This is a genomic window from Streptococcus sp. 27098_8_86, assembly GCF_041432595.1.
GTDB classification, from domain to species: domain Bacteria; phylum Bacillota; class Bacilli; order Lactobacillales; family Streptococcaceae; genus Streptococcus; species Streptococcus pneumoniae_F.
In genome coordinates this window covers 85,598-100,465 of record NZ_JAPVZW010000007.1, presented here as the reverse complement: position 1 = coordinate 100,465, position 14,868 = coordinate 85,598, and the positions used below count along the sequence as shown (strand labels likewise).

General features: G+C 40.4%; 17 protein-coding genes. 13 read left to right on the top strand and 4 right to left on the bottom strand.

The window, feature by feature from the left end; genetic code table 11:
- Positions 1-103 precede the first annotated feature (103 nt).
- Complete coding sequence (gene manA / locus O3616_RS07550; protein ID WP_371638527.1) at positions 104-1,048, top strand: mannose-6-phosphate isomerase, class I; 945 nt, start codon at positions 104-106, stop codon at positions 1,046-1,048.
- Positions 1,049-1,088: 40 nt separating this feature from the next.
- On the opposite strand, the gene O3616_RS07545 is transcribed toward manA, so the two are convergent.
- Positions 1,089-2,429 (bottom strand): sodium-dependent transporter, encoded by a 1,341-nt coding sequence (locus O3616_RS07545; protein WP_371638526.1) that lies wholly within the window; start codon positions 2,427-2,429, stop codon positions 1,089-1,091.
- A 235-nt stretch (positions 2,430-2,664) separates the two neighbouring features.
- Between O3616_RS07545 and O3616_RS07540 the strand changes: the two genes are divergently transcribed.
- Positions 2,665-3,405 (top strand): MerR family transcriptional regulator, encoded by a 741-nt coding sequence (locus tag O3616_RS07540; RefSeq protein ID WP_371638525.1) that lies wholly within the window; start codon positions 2,665-2,667, stop codon positions 3,403-3,405.
- A gap of 41 nt (positions 3,406-3,446) precedes the next feature.
- Here O3616_RS07540 and O3616_RS07535 read toward each other — a convergent pair whose 3' ends face one another.
- From O3616_RS07535 to O3616_RS07525, 3 genes are read right to left on the bottom strand one after another with little or no spacing between them, the layout of a single operon-like run.
- Positions 3,447-3,968 (bottom strand): DUF1697 domain-containing protein, encoded by a 522-nt coding sequence (locus O3616_RS07535; RefSeq protein WP_371638524.1) that lies wholly within the window; start codon positions 3,966-3,968, stop codon positions 3,447-3,449.
- A gap of 48 nt (positions 3,969-4,016) precedes the next feature.
- On the bottom strand, positions 4,017-5,189 hold the full coding sequence (locus O3616_RS07530; protein ID WP_371638523.1) for an NAD(P)/FAD-dependent oxidoreductase: 1,173 nt from the start codon (positions 5,187-5,189) through the stop codon (positions 4,017-4,019).
- Positions 5,190-5,247: 58 nt separating this feature from the next.
- Complete coding sequence (locus tag O3616_RS07525) at positions 5,248-6,093, bottom strand: DegV family protein (RefSeq protein WP_371638522.1); 846 nt, start codon at positions 6,091-6,093, stop codon at positions 5,248-5,250.
- A gap of 124 nt (positions 6,094-6,217) precedes the next feature.
- On the opposite strand from O3616_RS07525, the gene O3616_RS07520 reads away from it, so the two are divergent.
- The 11 genes from O3616_RS07520 to O3616_RS07470 all read left to right on the top strand — a co-directional run bounded on the left by O3616_RS07520 (position 6,218) and on the right by O3616_RS07470 (position 14,772).
- Positions 6,218-6,775: a TetR/AcrR family transcriptional regulator gene (locus O3616_RS07520; protein WP_000004136.1), complete on the top strand. Its 558-nt coding sequence runs from the start codon at positions 6,218-6,220 to the stop codon at positions 6,773-6,775.
- An 18-nt stretch (positions 6,776-6,793) separates the two neighbouring features.
- Positions 6,794-7,261, top strand: a complete 468-nt coding sequence (locus O3616_RS07515; protein WP_000136973.1) for a cytidine/deoxycytidylate deaminase family protein — start codon at positions 6,794-6,796, stop codon at positions 7,259-7,261.
- A gap of 88 nt (positions 7,262-7,349) precedes the next feature.
- A complete protein-coding gene (gene upp, locus O3616_RS07510; RefSeq protein WP_225742453.1) occupies positions 7,350-7,979 on the top strand; it encodes a uracil phosphoribosyltransferase in 630 nt (209 codons plus the stop codon).
- A 173-nt stretch (positions 7,980-8,152) separates the two neighbouring features.
- Positions 8,153-8,743, top strand: coding sequence for an ATP-dependent Clp protease proteolytic subunit ClpP (gene clpP, locus O3616_RS07505; RefSeq protein ID WP_000613475.1), 591 nt, complete (start codon positions 8,153-8,155; stop codon positions 8,741-8,743).
- Positions 8,744-8,821: 78 nt separating this feature from the next.
- Positions 8,822-9,109: a YlbG family protein gene (locus O3616_RS07500; protein ID WP_115904790.1), complete on the top strand. Its 288-nt coding sequence runs from the start codon at positions 8,822-8,824 to the stop codon at positions 9,107-9,109.
- Between the two features lie 67 nt (positions 9,110-9,176).
- Positions 9,177-10,337: an ABC transporter substrate-binding protein gene (locus O3616_RS07495; protein WP_070478656.1), complete on the top strand. Its 1,161-nt coding sequence runs from the start codon at positions 9,177-9,179 to the stop codon at positions 10,335-10,337.
- Between the two features lie 116 nt (positions 10,338-10,453).
- Positions 10,454-11,323: a branched-chain amino acid ABC transporter permease gene (locus O3616_RS07490; RefSeq protein ID WP_033679951.1), complete on the top strand. Its 870-nt coding sequence runs from the start codon at positions 10,454-10,456 to the stop codon at positions 11,321-11,323.
- A 3-nt stretch (positions 11,324-11,326) separates the two neighbouring features.
- Positions 11,327-12,283, top strand: coding sequence for a branched-chain amino acid ABC transporter permease (locus O3616_RS07485; protein ID WP_000662286.1), 957 nt, complete (start codon positions 11,327-11,329; stop codon positions 12,281-12,283).
- Positions 12,283-13,047 carry an ABC transporter ATP-binding protein gene (locus O3616_RS07480; RefSeq protein WP_045611941.1) on the top strand — a complete coding sequence of 255 codons (765 nt, stop codon included), beginning with the start codon at positions 12,283-12,285 and terminating at the stop codon, positions 13,045-13,047. Before O3616_RS07485 ends, O3616_RS07480 begins: the two co-directional genes overlap by 1 nt.
- Positions 13,047-13,757 carry an ABC transporter ATP-binding protein gene (locus tag O3616_RS07475; RefSeq protein WP_000062219.1) on the top strand — a complete coding sequence of 237 codons (711 nt, stop codon included), beginning with the start codon at positions 13,047-13,049 and terminating at the stop codon, positions 13,755-13,757. The genes O3616_RS07480 and O3616_RS07475 overlap by 1 nt, the downstream gene beginning before the upstream one ends.
- Before the next feature lie 358 nt (positions 13,758-14,115).
- Positions 14,116-14,772 carry a CBS domain-containing protein gene (locus tag O3616_RS07470; RefSeq protein WP_004261575.1) on the top strand — a complete coding sequence of 219 codons (657 nt, stop codon included), beginning with the start codon at positions 14,116-14,118 and terminating at the stop codon, positions 14,770-14,772.
- The last annotated feature ends 96 nt before the right edge of the window (positions 14,773-14,868 follow it).

Genomic DNA, 14,868 nt, shown 5'->3' with positions numbered 1-14,868 from the left:
ATTTTTATAAAATCTTCTCCCTACTTTATAAGATGTGAAAAAGAGTTCAACTGAAACTCTTTTTTTGCTATAATGAAGTGAGAAAAACAGACAGGAGAATAAGATGTCAGAACCATTATTTTTACAATCAGTTATGCAAGAAAAAATCTGGGGTGGTACCAAGCTACGTGATGAGTTTGGTTATGACATCCCAAGTGAAAAAATTGGCGAATACTGGGCCATCTCAGCTCATCCAAATGGAGTTTCTAAGGTGGCAAATGGTCGTTACGAGGGAACAGACTTAGCAACTTTGTATGCAGAACACCGTGAATTGTTTGGCAATCGTCCAGAACCTGTATTTCCGCTTTTGACAAAGATTCTGGATGCCAACGACTGGCTCAGTGTCCAAGTTCACCCAGACGATGCCTATGGACTGGAGCATGAAGGCGAACTCGGAAAAACAGAATGCTGGTACATTATCGCAGCGGATGAAGGTTCAGAGATTATCTACGGTCACAATGCTAAGTCAAAAGAAGAACTCCGCCAGCAAATCGAGGATAAAAACTGGGATGCCTTGCTGACAAAAGTACCAGTTAAAGCTGGAGATTTCTTCTATGTACCAAGTGGCACTATGCATGCTATTGGTGCGGGCATCTTGATTCTTGAAACCCAACAATCTAGCGACACCACCTATCGCGTCTATGACTTTGACCGTAAGGATGATAATGGTAACTTGCGTGAACTTCACCTTGAAAAATCCATTGATGTTTTGAACATCGGCGAGCCTGCAAATAGCCGTCCTGTAACTGTTAAAGCAGATGATTTGCGTTCCACTCTCCTTGTATCCAATGATTTTTTTGCAGTTTACAAGTGGGAAATCACTGGAAAAGTTGATTTTGAGAAGACAGCTGATTACAGCTTATTCAGCGTCTTAGCTGGTCAAGGTCAACTGACTGTTGACGGAAAAAACTATCCAATCCAAAAAGGTAGCCACTTTATCCTACCAAGTGATGTTGAAGCTTGGACTCTGGAAGGGCAAGGTTTGGAATTGATTGTTAGTCATCCATAAAAAAGAAAGGGCCTGAGTTCACTACTCAAGTCCTTTTTGATTACATAAATTGGGCGATAAAGACCACGATGATGATGATTGGAATGATGAAACGAAGAAGGAAGAGCCAGACTTGGAACAGTCCCTGTTTCCATGCTCTTTCATCGAGATGCAGTTCCTCCATAGCAAGTGTCTTCTTAAAGATGTAGCTAGTAAAGAGTGAAAGGCAGAGAGCTCCGAATGGCATAAGGAGATTGGAAACCAAGAAGTCCATAGCGTCAAAGAAGGTCTTCCCAAAGATGTGAACATCCGCCATGACACCGTAAGATAGGGCTGAAGGAATTCCAAAGACAAAGGTCAAAATTCCTAAAATGGCACTCCACATGGCACGCTTGCTGTTGTCTTGGTTGGTGATATTGCCTACATTGATTTCCAGCATAACGACGGAAGAAGTGACTGTCGCAAAGAGGAAGAGCAAGAGGAAGAGGATGTAGAAAATGGTTCCAAAAGGCATCTTGTCAAAGAGTTGAGGCAAGACGATAAAGAGCAGGCTCGGTCCCCCTTCAGATTGTATATTGAAGGCTGACATGGCTGGGAAAATGGCTAGACCCGCCATGATAGATACTGAGATATTCATGGCTACGATGGAGATTCCTGATTGGACCAGATTGGTTTTCTTATCCAAATAAGAAGCATAGGTCAGCATGGCTGTAACTCCTAGTGAGAGGGCAAAGAAAGATTGTCCCAGAGCATAGAGGAGACCAGCACTGGTCAGTTTTGAAAAGTCTGGTTTGAGGAAGTAAAGAACCCCTTCCATGGCATTTGGCAAACTGAGAGAACGACCGATGATGACGACAAAGATGATAAAGAGCAGAGGCATCATGACTTTCGAAGCTCTTTCAATCCCTTTTTGAACCCCACGTGATACAATGAAGATATTCAATAGGATAAAGGCTGCTTGAGCTCCAAGGGCAATGACTGGATTTGAAATGATGGAAGTAAATAACTGAGCATAATCCCCCGTTCCACCAATTTGGAACAATTTTCCAAACTCAATGCCTAGATAGACTAAAATCCATCCTCCGATAACACTGTAAAACGATAAGAGGATAAAGAGGGCAAAGGCACCAATCCAACCGATAAAGTTGTACTTACTATTCTTACCAAGTTTTCCAAAGGTTTTAATCCCAGAGACACCAGCGCTTCGGCCGAGGGCAAATTCAGCTAGCAAAAGAGGGAAACCGATTAAAATAGTGGAGATGAGAAAGACCAGTAAAAAGCCTCCTCCACCGTTAGCAGCAGTCATGTAAGGGAATTTCCAAACGGCACCAAGTCCGATGGCTGAACCAGCAGATGCTAGGATAAAGCCCAGTTTAGAACCCCATTGAGATTTTTCAGACATAGTTAAACTCCTAAAATTAGTATTACAAAAGAAAAAGCTACTGCCCTTGGCAAATAGCCTCATACGTACTCAAAATGAGCTTTTCTTTTGATTGATAGACTTGACTATCCTATCATGTTTTCTAAGGTCTGTCAAGAAAACCATTTTCATGTTATGATAAAGTTAAAAAATTTCGCAAAAACGCTTGACTCTGACCTAAGGGGAGGGGTTATACTATAAATGTAAGGAGGAAATCATGTACCATATAAAAGAAGCTGCGCAGCTTTCGGGTGTCTCTGTCAAGACCCTGCACCACTACGATAAGATAGGACTTTTGGTTCCTTTAAAGTCGGAAAACGGCTATCGAACCTATAGCCAAGAGGATTTGGAGCGACTTCAGGTTATTCTGTATTACAAATATCTAGGTTTTTCTTTAGAAAAAATAGCAGAGCTATTAAAGGAAGAAAGGACAGATTTATTGCCCCACTTGACCAGGCAGTTGGACTATTTGACTCGAGAAAGGGAACATCTGGATACCTTGATTTCCACCTTGCAGAAAACCATTCAAGAACAAAAAGGAGAAAGAGAAATGAGCATTCAAGAGAAATTCGCTGGATTTAACTACCAAGACCATCAAAAATACCACCAAGAGGCGGTAGAAAAGTATGGACAAGAAGTCATGGACCAAGCGCTGGAGCGCCAAAAAGGTCACGAAGACGAGGCTACGGCTGCCTTTAACCAAGTCTTTCAAGCCTTGGCACAAAACCTTCAAGCTGGTCTGACTGAAACAGCAGACGAAAACCAAGAAGAAGCAGCCAAACTCTTGCAAGCTATTCGTACTTATGGATTTGACTGCTCTATTGAGGTATTCGGTCATATCGGTAAAGGCTATGTCTACAACCCAGAGTTTAAGGAAAACATTGACAAATTTGGACCTGGAACAGCCCAGTACACATCAGATGTCATTGCCCACTATGTCCAAACTCAGACAAAATAAAATCGGAGGAGTATTCTTCCGATTTTTACTAAATTTAAGTACTACTTGCTTAATAATTTTTCTACCACATTTAGTTTTCGCATGGTCAAATCTACATTGAAAAGTTTTTCAAGATAGTTAGTATTGAGCTTTTTTTGTTTTGCAGTTCTAGGGAGATAGAGGTAGAGACAGTGGTTACCGACACAAATTTCTTCTTCGCCGTAATCCATTTTTAATTTTTCTAAAGGGAGACTTTGAATAGGTTCTTGATAAAAAATCACGTGTATACGGTCATAAAGATAGTGTTCTCCAAACGGGTTTTCTTGGACAATTTTTTCAAAATCATCCTTATTCTTAATGATTATTTTGAGATCAGCTCCAATTTTTTCCTTTATTAGAGTATGAACCTGTTCTCGTATTTTTTCTAAGGCTAAGTTACTTTCAAGAATGATATTCCCACTTTGAATATAGGTTCGAACTTGTTGAAAACCAGCTTCTGTTAAGATATCTACTAGATAAGACATTTTAGGGATAGCATTTTTTCCATTAGGAGTAACTCCCCTTAACAAGATAATATGTTGCAAAGGACTTCCTTTCTTTTGGGGCTGATTTAGCCATTGAATAATTTAGATTTAGATTGGGTTTGATCCTGCCACCCAGCCAGTGCAGAGGGCAGAAGTGATGTTAAAGCCACCCGTGTGGGCGTTGATATCCAGTACCTCGCCAGCAAAGTGGAGTCCAGAAACTAGCTTACTTTCCAGAGTTTTGGGATTGATTTCCTTGAGACTGACACCCCCTTTGGTAACAAAGGACTTGGCCAGGGACATTTTGCCAGTCATAGGGATTTTGAGGGCCTTGATAGACTGGAGAAGTTGTTCTCGTTCCTTTTCAGTCAGTTGTTTGACTTTTTCAGGATAGCCTTGCACAAAAAATTCTGCCAAGCGTTCTGGAAGCAAAGTTTTTAAAGCATTTTTCAAGGATTTTTCTCGATTTTCTTCTAGAAAAGCAGCTAAGTCCTTCTCAGAAAGTTGAGGCAAAACATCCAGTGAGAGAACCTCCCCACTCTTGACAAAACTAGACATACGCAGAGCAGCAGGGCCAGACAAACCAAAGTGGGTAAAGAGCAGATCGTGAGTGATGACATGCTTGCCATAACTTAGTGTCACATCGTCCAATGAAATTCCTTGCAAGGCCTTGTGTGGAAAATCTGTCAACAAAGGACTTTCAGCAGCCTCAAGCTCGGTAATGGTGTGTTTAAAATGACGGGCAATCTCATGTCCAAAACCAGTCGAACCAGTCGAAGGATAGGATTTTCCACCAGTTGTGACAATGAGTTTCTCACAAGTGAAGCTTTGGTCTGCGGACTTAAGGACAAACTGGTCATCTATCTTTTTAACCGCAACAATTTCGGTTTGAGTGAGAACTTGTCCACTTAGCTCAGTGATTTTCTTTTCTAAAGCTTCGATAATGGTTCGCGATTTGTCGCTGGCCGGAAAGACGCGGCCGTGGTCTTCGACCTTAAGTTTAACACCATTTTCTGTAAAAAAGTTAATGATATCATGGTTATCAAACTGGGAGAAGACACTGTAGAGAAAGCGCCCATTTCCAGGGATTCCAGCTAGTAGGTCATCTAGAGTTCCATTGTTGGTGACATTGCAACGTCCCCCACCAGTACCAGCTAATTTTTTTCCAAGTTTCCGATTTTTTTCGATGAGGAGGGTTTTCTGACCATAAAAGCTACTGGAAATCGTAGCCATCATGCCAGCAGGACCTCCACCGATGACGATAGTATCAAAATGTTTCATAGCTCTATTGTACCACAAAAAAACAAGAGATGATGGTCACCTCTTGTCAAGAATGCAATTAATCAATTTCATATCCCATCAGCAAACCGCCATCTTCTGCATAGAAACTGCAGAGACCAGATGTTGGGAGAATTTTAATATCCGCCTGTGGGAAATTTTCACGAATTCGCTCTGAAAGCTGTTGGCAACATTTCTCGTTATTGCGTTGGGCCATGACAATACGGCCACCAGCATATCCAGCTTTAATGATTTCATCATAGGCAGCTTGAACTGATTTCTTTGGTCCTCTTGCTTTTTGTAGCAACTCAAGGGTTCCAGTTTCACTAGCTTCTCCGACCATACGGATGTTGAGAAGACCAACGACCGTACCGATAAGCTTGCTCAAACGGCCGTTCTTCACCAAGTTATCGACTTTAGCTAGGACAAAGAGCAACTTGGTTTTTTCTTGATAGGCGGTGATAGCTTCAACCACTTCTTCAAAAGATAAGCCCTGGTCAATCAAGTCATTCAATTTTTCTACGAGTAGGTCAACCTCACCACCAGCAGACAAACTATCAATCACATGAATCTTAGTGTCAGGATGGTCTTCCAGATAAATATTCTTTGCTAGTTGCGCACTATTGTGACTGCCAGAAAGAGTACCAGTGATGGTTACTAGGAAAATGTTTTTGGCTCCTTCAAATGCTCGCAAATAATCATCTGGGCTTGGACAAGCTGATTTTGAAGCTTCTGCAGTTGCATACATGGTTTCCATCATTTGATCAATGTCAAGATTGGCATCATCAACAAAGACCTGATCAGCTACTTGAATGGTTAAGGGAACACTCACAAAGGTTGTGTCAATAGCTGGTGCTTCCAGTTGACGATAATCACAACCAGAGTCAGCAATAATCTTCCAAGTCATAGAAATTCTCCATCTTTGTCAGTTATACATTGACAAAGGTTCTGTCTTTTTTTACAATTATATCATGAAAGCCCTTGAAACAAAAGCCTCATCCGTCTGTTGTGACAAGTAGAAAGAAAATGTTATGTCTGAACGTAGAATCTCTGAAAAATCTCTTGAAAATCTCAGAAAATCAAACCAAGAATCCAATTTATTAACTAGAGAAGCCATCGAAACAGCCCTCTTGCAACTCTTGGAAAAAAAGGACTTGACCAAGATTAGTATTTCTGAATTGGTCAAACGTGCAGGCGTTTCGCGTGCGGCCTTTTATCGCAATTATGATTCCAAAGAGGAGATTTTAGAAAGTGTCTTTAAACGAACTGTCCACAATATTATGGAACAGTTGCATCATTATGATTTAAAGACAGACCTTTATCTGGTCTGGGTTCACCTTTTCCGAGAAGCAAGAAAGGAAGCCAGAGTGATTCAACTGGCCTTAGATTACCATCTGGAAAAAATCTTTGTCCAAGCCATGCAGGAGTTTCTGGAAAAATACCATGGAAAATCAAAAGGTGTCAGCTCTTATCTTCATTCCTTCTGGAGTTCAGCCATCGTCTCAGTCCTTTTAAAATGGATCAAGGATGGCATGAAGGTACCTGCTGAAAAGATTGCGGATTTACGGTTACCATTTTTTAAAAAATAGAGAAAAAGGAGAAGAGATATGACTGAAAAAAGACTAGCATGGGATGAGTATTTTGCAGCCCAAGCCTTACTAATTGCCAATCGTTCCACTTGTAAACGTGCCAAAGTGGGCGCGATTCTGGTAAAAGATAATAAGGTTATTTCCACTGGTTACAATGGTTCGGTGTCAGGAACCGAGCATTGTATTGACCACGAATGTCTGGTCATCGAAGGCCACTGTGTTCGCACCCTTCACGCTGAGGTCAATGCTATCCTTCAAGGTGCAGAACGTGGTGTTCCTAAAGGCTTTACAGCCTATGTAACCCATTTTCCTTGTCTGAATTGTACCAAACAATTACTGCAGGTCGGTTGTAAGCGCGTGGTTTATATCAACCAGTACCGAATGGACGATTATGCCCAATACCTTTATCAAGAAAAGGGAACAGAATTAACCCATTTACCACTTGAGACAGTGCAGGCAGCTCTTAAAGAGGCGGATCTAATGTAAAAATTATCAAAAATAAATGGTTTGGAAAGATTTTTAAACCGTTTTTTGGTATAATAAGAAGAATAAATTGAAAGAAGGAATTCTAAAAATGGCAAAAATTGAAGTTATTAATCATCCACTGATTCAACACAAATTGTCAATCTTGCGTCGTACAGATACTTCTACAAAAGCTTTTCGTGAGCTAGTAGATGAGATTGCAATGTTGATGGGGTATGAAGTACTTCGTGATCTTCCACTTGAAGATGTGGAAATCGAAACACCAATTACAAAAACAGTTCAAAAACAATTGGCAGGTAAGAAATTGGCCATCGTTCCAATCTTGCGTGCAGGTATCGGGATGGTTGATGGACTCTTGAGTTTGGTTCCAGCTGCTAAGGTTGGTCACATCGGTATGTACCGTGATGAAGAAACACTTCAACCAGTTGAGTATTTGGTGAAATTGCCTGAAGATATTGACCAACGTCAAATTTTTGTCGTAGATCCAATGTTGGCAACAGGTGGCTCAGCAATCTTGGCTGTTGATTCTCTTAAAAAACGTGGCGCATCAAATATCAAATTTGTCTGCCTTGTATCTGCTCCAGAAGGTGTAAAAGCCCTTCAAGAAGCTCATCCAGATGTAGAAATCTTTACAGCAGCCTTGGATGAACGCTTGAACGAACACGGTTATATTGTTCCAGGTCTTGGAGATGCTGGAGACCGCTTGTTCGGTACAAAATAACATCGAAAAGAAGAATGACTTGGAAAAGTATTTCCAGTCGTGAAAGGGGGTTGAATTTTTGTTTCTGTCTAATGAAGGCAGAGCAAAAATTTGACCTTTTTTGACCTAGATATTATAATAGTCTTATCCTCAGTCATTTGACCAACAAAATTAAAACTCAAAAGGAGAAATAAATGATTCCTGTAGTTATTGAACAAACAAGCCGTGGAGAACGCTCCTACGATATTTACTCACGTCTTCTCAAAGACCGCATCATTATGCTGACAGGCCCAGTTGAAGACAACATGGCCAACTCTGTTATTGCCCAATTGCTTTTCTTGGATGCCCAAGATAGTACAAAAGATATTTACCTTTATGTCAATACACCTGGTGGTTCAGTTTCAGCTGGTTTAGCAATCGTTGATACCATGAACTTTATCAAGGCAGATGTCCAAACTATCGTTATGGGTATGGCTGCATCTATGGGAACAGTCATTGCATCAAGTGGAGCAAAAGGCAAACGTTTCATGCTTCCAAATGCTGAATACATGATTCACCAACCAATGGGTGGTACAGGTGGTGGTACTCAACAAACCGATATGGCGATCGCTGCAGAACACTTGCTTAAAACTCGTAATACCTTGGAAAAAATCTTGGCTGAAAATTCAGGTCAGTCAATCGAAAAAGTTCACGCAGATGCAGAACGCGATAACTGGATGAGCGCACAAGAAACACTTGAATATGGCTTTATTGATGAAATCATGGCCAACAATTCATTGAATTAATGATCAAAGAAGGCAAACTCGACTGGGTTTGCTTTTTTTGGTATAATAGGGAGAGATTTCTTAGAAAGAGGATTTATCATGTTTGAAAAAGTCAATCGATCTGGCTTGATTATCTATCTTTACTATAATCGGGATGCCAAAAAACTGCAGGATTATGGAGATATTACCTATCATTCCAAGAAACATCGTTACTTACAACTCTATGTTCCAACAGAGAATCTAGAGAGTGTAGTTGAGAGATTAGGTAAGGAAAGATTTATCAAAAAAGTTAGAGCTTGTCATATTCAAGAGCTGGAAACACCCTTTGTGGGTAATCTCTATCGAGAGGAAAACGTTATCATCGAAAAAGTTCAAGAAAAGTGTTGACAATTTTCTGATAATTCGGTATATTCTTAACATGCTATTTATTTAAGAAATAAGGAGACAAAAAAAGATGAAGAAAAAATTTGCCCTATCGTTTGTGGCGCTTGCAAGTGTAGCACTTCTTGCAGCCTGTGGAGAAGTGAAGTCTGGAGCGTCAAATGCTGCTGGTAATTCAGTAGATGAAAAGACAATCAAAATCGGATTTAACTTTGAAGAAACTGGTGCCGTAGCAGCCTACGGAACATCTGAACAAAAAGGTGCCCAACTTGCTGTTGATGAAATCAATGCCGCAGGTGGTATCGATGGAAAACAAATCGAAGTAGTTGATAAAGATAACAAGTCTGAAACAGCTGAGGCGGCTTCAGTAACAACTAACCTTGTAACCCAATCTAAAGTATCAGCAATCGTAGGACCTGCGACATCTGGTGCAACTGCAGCTGCGGTAGCTAACGCTACAAAAGCAGGTGTTCCATTGATTTCGCCAAGTGCGACTCAAGATGGATTGACTAAAGGTCAAGATTACCTCTTTATCGGAACATTCCAAGATAGCTTCCAAGGAAAAATTATCTCAAACTATGTTACTGAAAAATTAAACGCTAAGAAAGTTGTTCTATACACTGACAACGCCAGCGACTATGCTAAAGGTATTGCCAAAGCCTTCCGTGAAGCTTACAAAGGTGAAATCGTTGCAGATGAAACTTTCGTAGCAGGTGACACAGACTTCCAAGCAGCCCTTACAAAAATGAAAGGGAAAGACTTTGATGCTATTGTTGTTCCTGGTTACTACACTGAAGCTGGTAAAATTGTAAACCAAGCGCGTGGTATGGGAATTGACAAACCAATCGTTGGTGGTGATGGATTCAACGGTGAAGAGTTTGTACAACAAGCAACTCCTGAAAAAGCATCAAACATCTACTTTATCTCAGGCTTCTCAACTACTGTAGAAGTTTCTGCTAAAGCAAAAGCCTTCCTTGAGGCTTACCGTGCTAAGTACAATGAAGAGCCTTCAACATTTGCAGCTTTGGCTTATGACTCAGTTCACCTTGTAGCAAACGCAGCAAAAGGTGCCAAAAACTCAGGTGAGATCAAAGACAACCTTGCTAAAACAAAAGACTTTGAAGGTGTAACTGGTCAAACAAGCTTCGATGCAGACCACAACACAGTCAAAACTGCTTACATGATGACCATGAACAATGGTAAGGTTGAAGCAGCAGAAGTTGTAAAACCATAATAGAAAAATGTTGAAATAGGGAATGAGCCTCTGACTCACTCCCTGTTTCGGTGTTTAAGAACCTATCAAAAAGTGAGGGGAAACCCTCAAAATTATAAATAGAAAGAGTGAATCTTATGCTCCAACAACTAGTAAATGGTTTGATTCTAGGTAGTGTTTATGCGCTGTTAGCCCTAGGATATACCATGGTTTACGGAATTATCAAGCTCATCAACTTCGCCCATGGTGATATTTATATGATGGGAGCCTTTATCGGTTATTTCTTGATTAATTCTTTCCAAATGAATTTCTTTGTAGCGCTTATTGTAGCTATGATAGCGACAGCCATCCTTGGTGTCGTGATTGAGTTTCTTGCTTACCGACCTTTGCGCCACTCTACTCGTATTGCTGTTTTGATTACGGCTATTGGGGTGTCTTTCCTATTGGAGTATGGCATGGTCTATCTGGTTGGTGCCAATACCCGTGCCTTCCCTCAAGCGATTCAAACAGTTCGCTATGATTTGGGACCAGTTAGCCTAACAAACGTGCAGTTAATGATTTTGGCCATTTCCTTGATTTTGATGATTTTGTTACAAGTCATTGTCCAAAAGACTAAGATGGGGAAAGCCATGCGTGCAGTATCCGTAGATAGCGATGCAGCGCAATTGATGGGGATCAATGTAAACCGTACTATCAGCTTTACCTTTGCTTTGGGTTCTGCTCTTGCGGGGGCGGCTGGTGTTCTGATTGCCCTCTATTATAACTCTCTTGAGCCTTTGATGGGAGTTACTCCAGGTCTTAAGTCTTTCGTTGCCGCAGTACTTGGTGGTATCGGAATCATTCCTGGTGCGGCGCTTGGTGGATTTGTAATTGGTCTATTGGAAACCTTTGCGACAGCCTTTGGAATGTCAGACTTCCGTGATGCCATTGTTTATGGAATCTTGTTGTTAATCTTGATTGTCCGCCCAGCTGGTATCCTTGGTAAAAATGTGAAAGAGAAGGTGTAAACGATGAAAGAAAATTTAAAAGTTAATATTCTATGGTTACTCCTTTTGTTAGCTGGCTATGGCTTGATTAGTGTACTGGTTTCAGTCGGAGTACTCAATCTATTCTATGTACAGATTTTACAACAAATCGGAATTAATATTATTCTGGCTGTTGGTCTCAACTTAATCGTTGGTTTTTCAGGACAATTTTCACTTGGTCATGCTGGTTTCATGGCGATTGGTGCCTATGCAGCAGCTATTATTGGTTCTAAATCACCAACCTACGGTGCCTTCTTTGGAGCTATGCTGATAGGTGCTTTGCTTTCAGGAGCAGTTGCCTTGCTTGTCGGAATTCCAACCTTACGCTTGAAGGGGGACTATCTTGCGGTAGCGACTCTTGGTGTTTCTGAAATTATCCGTATCTTTATCATCAATGGTGGAAGCCTTACAAATGGTGCGGCAGGTATCTTGGGAATTCCAAACTTTACAACTTGGCAAATGGTTTACTTCTTTGTCGTGATTACAACCATTGCAACCTTGAACTTCTTGCGTAGTCCAATTGGTCGTTCAACTCTCTCTGTTCGTGAAGATGAAATCGCTGCAGAGTCAGTCGGTGTTAATACGACTAAAATTAAAATCATCGCTTTTGTCTTTGGTGCCATTACTGCAAGTATTGCAGGGTCACTTCAGGCAGGATTTATCGGTTCAGTTGTACCGAAAGATTACACTTTCATCAACTCAATCAACGTATTGATCATTGTTGTATTTGGTGGACTTGGTTCAATTACAGGTGCCATTGTTTCGGCTATTGTTCTGGGAATTTTGAATATGCTTCTCCAAGACGTTGCTAGCGTGCGTATGATTATTTACGCTTTGGCCTTGGTATTGGTAATGATTTTCAGACCAGGTGGACTCCTTGGAACATGGGAATTGAGCCTATCACGTTTCTTTAAAAAATCTAAGAAGGAGGAACAAAACTAATGGCGTTACTTGAAGTAAAACAGTTAACCAAACATTTTGGCGGTCTAACAGCTGTTGGAGATGTGACTCTTGAATTAAATGAAGGGGAATTGGTTGGATTAATCGGTCCAAACGGAGCTGGTAAAACAACCCTTTTCAACCTTTTGACCGGTGTTTATGAACCAAGTGAGGGAACAGTTACCTTAGATGGTCACCTTTTGAATGGAAAGTCACCATATAAGATTGCCTCTTTGGGACTTGGACGTACTTTCCAAAATATCCGTCTCTTTAAAGATTTAACAGTTTTGGACAATGTTTTGATTGCTTTTGGCAACCATCACAAACAACATGTTTTTGCTAGTTTCTTACGCTTACCAGCTTTTTACAAGAGTGAAAAAGAATTAAAGGCTAAAGCTTTGGAATTGTTGAAAATCTTCGATTTAGATGGTGATGCAGAGACTCTTGCTAAAAACCTCGCCTACGGACAACAACGTCGTTTGGAAATTGTTCGTGCCCTTGCTACGGAACCTAAAATTCTCTTTTTAGATGAACCAGCAGCAGGGATGAACCCACAGGAAACAGCAGAATTGACTGAGTTAATTCGTCGTATCAAAGATGAATTTAAAATTTCAATCATGTTGATTGAACACGATATGAATCTGGTCATGGAAGTAACAGAACGCATCTACGTACTTGAATATGGTCGTTTAATTGCTCAAGGAACTCCAGACGAAATTAAGACCAATAAACGCGTTATCGAAGCTTATCTAGGAGGTGAAGCCTAATGTCGATGTTAAAAGTGGAAAATCTTTCTGTACATTACGGGATGATCCAAGCAGTCCGTGATGTAAGCTTTGAAGTTAATGAAGGAGAGGTTGTTTCCCTTATCGGTGCCAATGGTGCTGGTAAAACAACCATTCTCCGTACCTTGTCTGGTTTGGTTAGACCGAGTTCAGGAAAAATTGAATTTTTAGGTCAAGAAATCCAAAAAATGCCGGCTCAGAAAATCGTAGCAGGTGGCCTTTCACAAGTTCCAGAAGGACGCCACGTCTTTCCTGGCTTGACTGTTATGGAAAATCTAGAAATGGGAGCTTTCTTGAAGAAAAATCGTGAAGAAAATCAAGCTAACTTGAAGAAGGTTTTCTCACGCTTTCCTCGTCTTGAAGAACGGAAGAACCAAGATGCAGCCACTCTTTCAGGGGGGGAACAACAAATGCTTGCCATGGGACGCGCTCTTATGTCAACGCCAAAGCTTCTTCTTTTAGATGAACCATCAATGGGACTTGCCCCAATCTTTATTCAAGAGATTTTTGATATCATTCAAGATATCCAGAAACAAGGAACGACCGTACTCTTGATTGAACAAAATGCCAATAAAGCACTCGCAATCTCTGATCGAGGTTATGTACTGGAAACAGGGAAAATCGTCCTATCAGGAACAGGAAAAGAACTTGCTTCATCAGAAGAAGTCAGAAAAGCATATCTAGGTGGCTAAACTAGTCTGGGAGACTAGTTTAGGTTGCAAATGAAGATTACGAAGTAATCATCATTATAGTCCGGGGGACCTTTTTAGTCAGCGGATGAAGATTGCGAAGCAATTATCTTATCCAGTGGATTATTTTAGTCGGCATATTTAGATTGCAAACAAATCTACACCTACACTGAAAGATGAATTTCTAATAATTGAAAAAATCGAATGAAAGGTATCTTACCTTTATTCATAGAGCTCGATTTCAGAGCTCTTTTTGCTAGCTTATTCATACTTTTCTGAATTTTGAAAAAGAAATGTAAGCGTTTGATAGATTTACAAAAAGATTGTATAATAGGGATAAGAACAGAAAAGGAGAAGTCTCATGGCAGTTAAAGATTTTATGACCCGCAAGGTAGTGTATATTAGTCCAGATACAACAGTATCTCATGCAGCAGATTTGATGAGAGAGCAAGGGTTGCACCGCTTGCCTGTTATCGAAAATGATCAATTGGTTGGTTTGGTGACTGAAGGAACCATTGCGCAAGCTAGTCCATCAAAAGCAACCAGTCTTTCTATCTATGAGATGAACTATCTTCTGAATAAGACAAAAGTAAAAGATGTCATGATTCGCGATGTTGTCACCGTTTCAGGCTATGCTAGTCTGGAAGATGCAACTTATCTGATGTTAAAAAACAAGATTGGTATTCTTCCTGTAGTAGATAATCATCAAGTCTATGGGGTTATTACGGACCGTGACGTTTTCCAAGCCTTTCTTGAAATTGCTGGTTATGGAGAAGAAGGGATTCGTGTTCGCTTTGTAACAGAAAATGAAGTTGGTGTTCTTGGAAAAATTGTTTCTCTAATTGTAGAAGAAAATTTGAATATCTCCCATACAGTAAATATTCCGCGTAAAGATGGTAAGGTGATTATCGAAGTTCAAATCGATGGTTCAATTGATTTACCAGCCTTAAAAGAAAAATTTGAAGCAGAAAATATTCAAGTAGAAGAGATTACTCGAACTTCTGCTAAAATTTTGTAAGAATGGAAGCCGAAAGGCTTCTTTTTACGTGTAACAAGGGAGTAGAGCAAAAGATGGAAAGAAATGATAGATTATGGTATAATAAAACGATATAAA

What these genes read in the sequence shown, in the direction of transcription:
- manA (WP_371638527.1), top strand. Translation starts at nt 104, where the DNA reads ATGTCAGAACCATTATTTTTACAATCAGTTATGCAAGAAAAAATCTGG.
- O3616_RS07545 (WP_371638526.1), bottom strand. Translation starts at nt 2,429, where the DNA reads ATGTCTGAAAAATCTCAATGGGGTTCTAAACTGGGCTTTATCCTAGCA.
- O3616_RS07540 (WP_371638525.1), top strand. Translation starts at nt 2,665, where the DNA reads ATGTACCATATAAAAGAAGCTGCGCAGCTTTCGGGTGTCTCTGTCAAG.
- O3616_RS07530 (WP_371638523.1), bottom strand. Translation starts at nt 5,189, where the DNA reads ATGAAACATTTTGATACTATCGTCATCGGTGGAGGTCCTGCTGGCATG.
- O3616_RS07525 (WP_371638522.1), bottom strand. Translation starts at nt 6,093, where the DNA reads ATGACTTGGAAGATTATTGCTGACTCTGGTTGTGATTATCGTCAACTG.
- O3616_RS07520 (WP_000004136.1), top strand. Translation starts at nt 6,218, where the DNA reads ATGTCTGAACGTAGAATCTCTGAAAAATCTCTTGAAAATCTCAGAAAA.
- O3616_RS07515 (WP_000136973.1), top strand. Translation starts at nt 6,794, where the DNA reads ATGACTGAAAAAAGACTAGCATGGGATGAGTATTTTGCAGCCCAAGCC.
- upp (WP_225742453.1), top strand. Translation starts at nt 7,350, where the DNA reads ATGGCAAAAATTGAAGTTATTAATCATCCACTGATTCAACACAAATTG.
- clpP (WP_000613475.1), top strand. Translation starts at nt 8,153, where the DNA reads ATGATTCCTGTAGTTATTGAACAAACAAGCCGTGGAGAACGCTCCTAC.
- O3616_RS07500 (WP_115904790.1), top strand. Translation starts at nt 8,822, where the DNA reads ATGTTTGAAAAAGTCAATCGATCTGGCTTGATTATCTATCTTTACTAT.
- O3616_RS07495 (WP_070478656.1), top strand. Translation starts at nt 9,177, where the DNA reads ATGAAGAAAAAATTTGCCCTATCGTTTGTGGCGCTTGCAAGTGTAGCA.
- O3616_RS07490 (WP_033679951.1), top strand. Translation starts at nt 10,454, where the DNA reads ATGCTCCAACAACTAGTAAATGGTTTGATTCTAGGTAGTGTTTATGCG.
- O3616_RS07485 (WP_000662286.1), top strand. Translation starts at nt 11,327, where the DNA reads ATGAAAGAAAATTTAAAAGTTAATATTCTATGGTTACTCCTTTTGTTA.
- O3616_RS07480 (WP_045611941.1), top strand. Translation starts at nt 12,283, where the DNA reads ATGGCGTTACTTGAAGTAAAACAGTTAACCAAACATTTTGGCGGTCTA.
- O3616_RS07475 (WP_000062219.1), top strand. Translation starts at nt 13,047, where the DNA reads ATGTCGATGTTAAAAGTGGAAAATCTTTCTGTACATTACGGGATGATC.
- O3616_RS07470 (WP_004261575.1), top strand. Translation starts at nt 14,116, where the DNA reads ATGGCAGTTAAAGATTTTATGACCCGCAAGGTAGTGTATATTAGTCCA.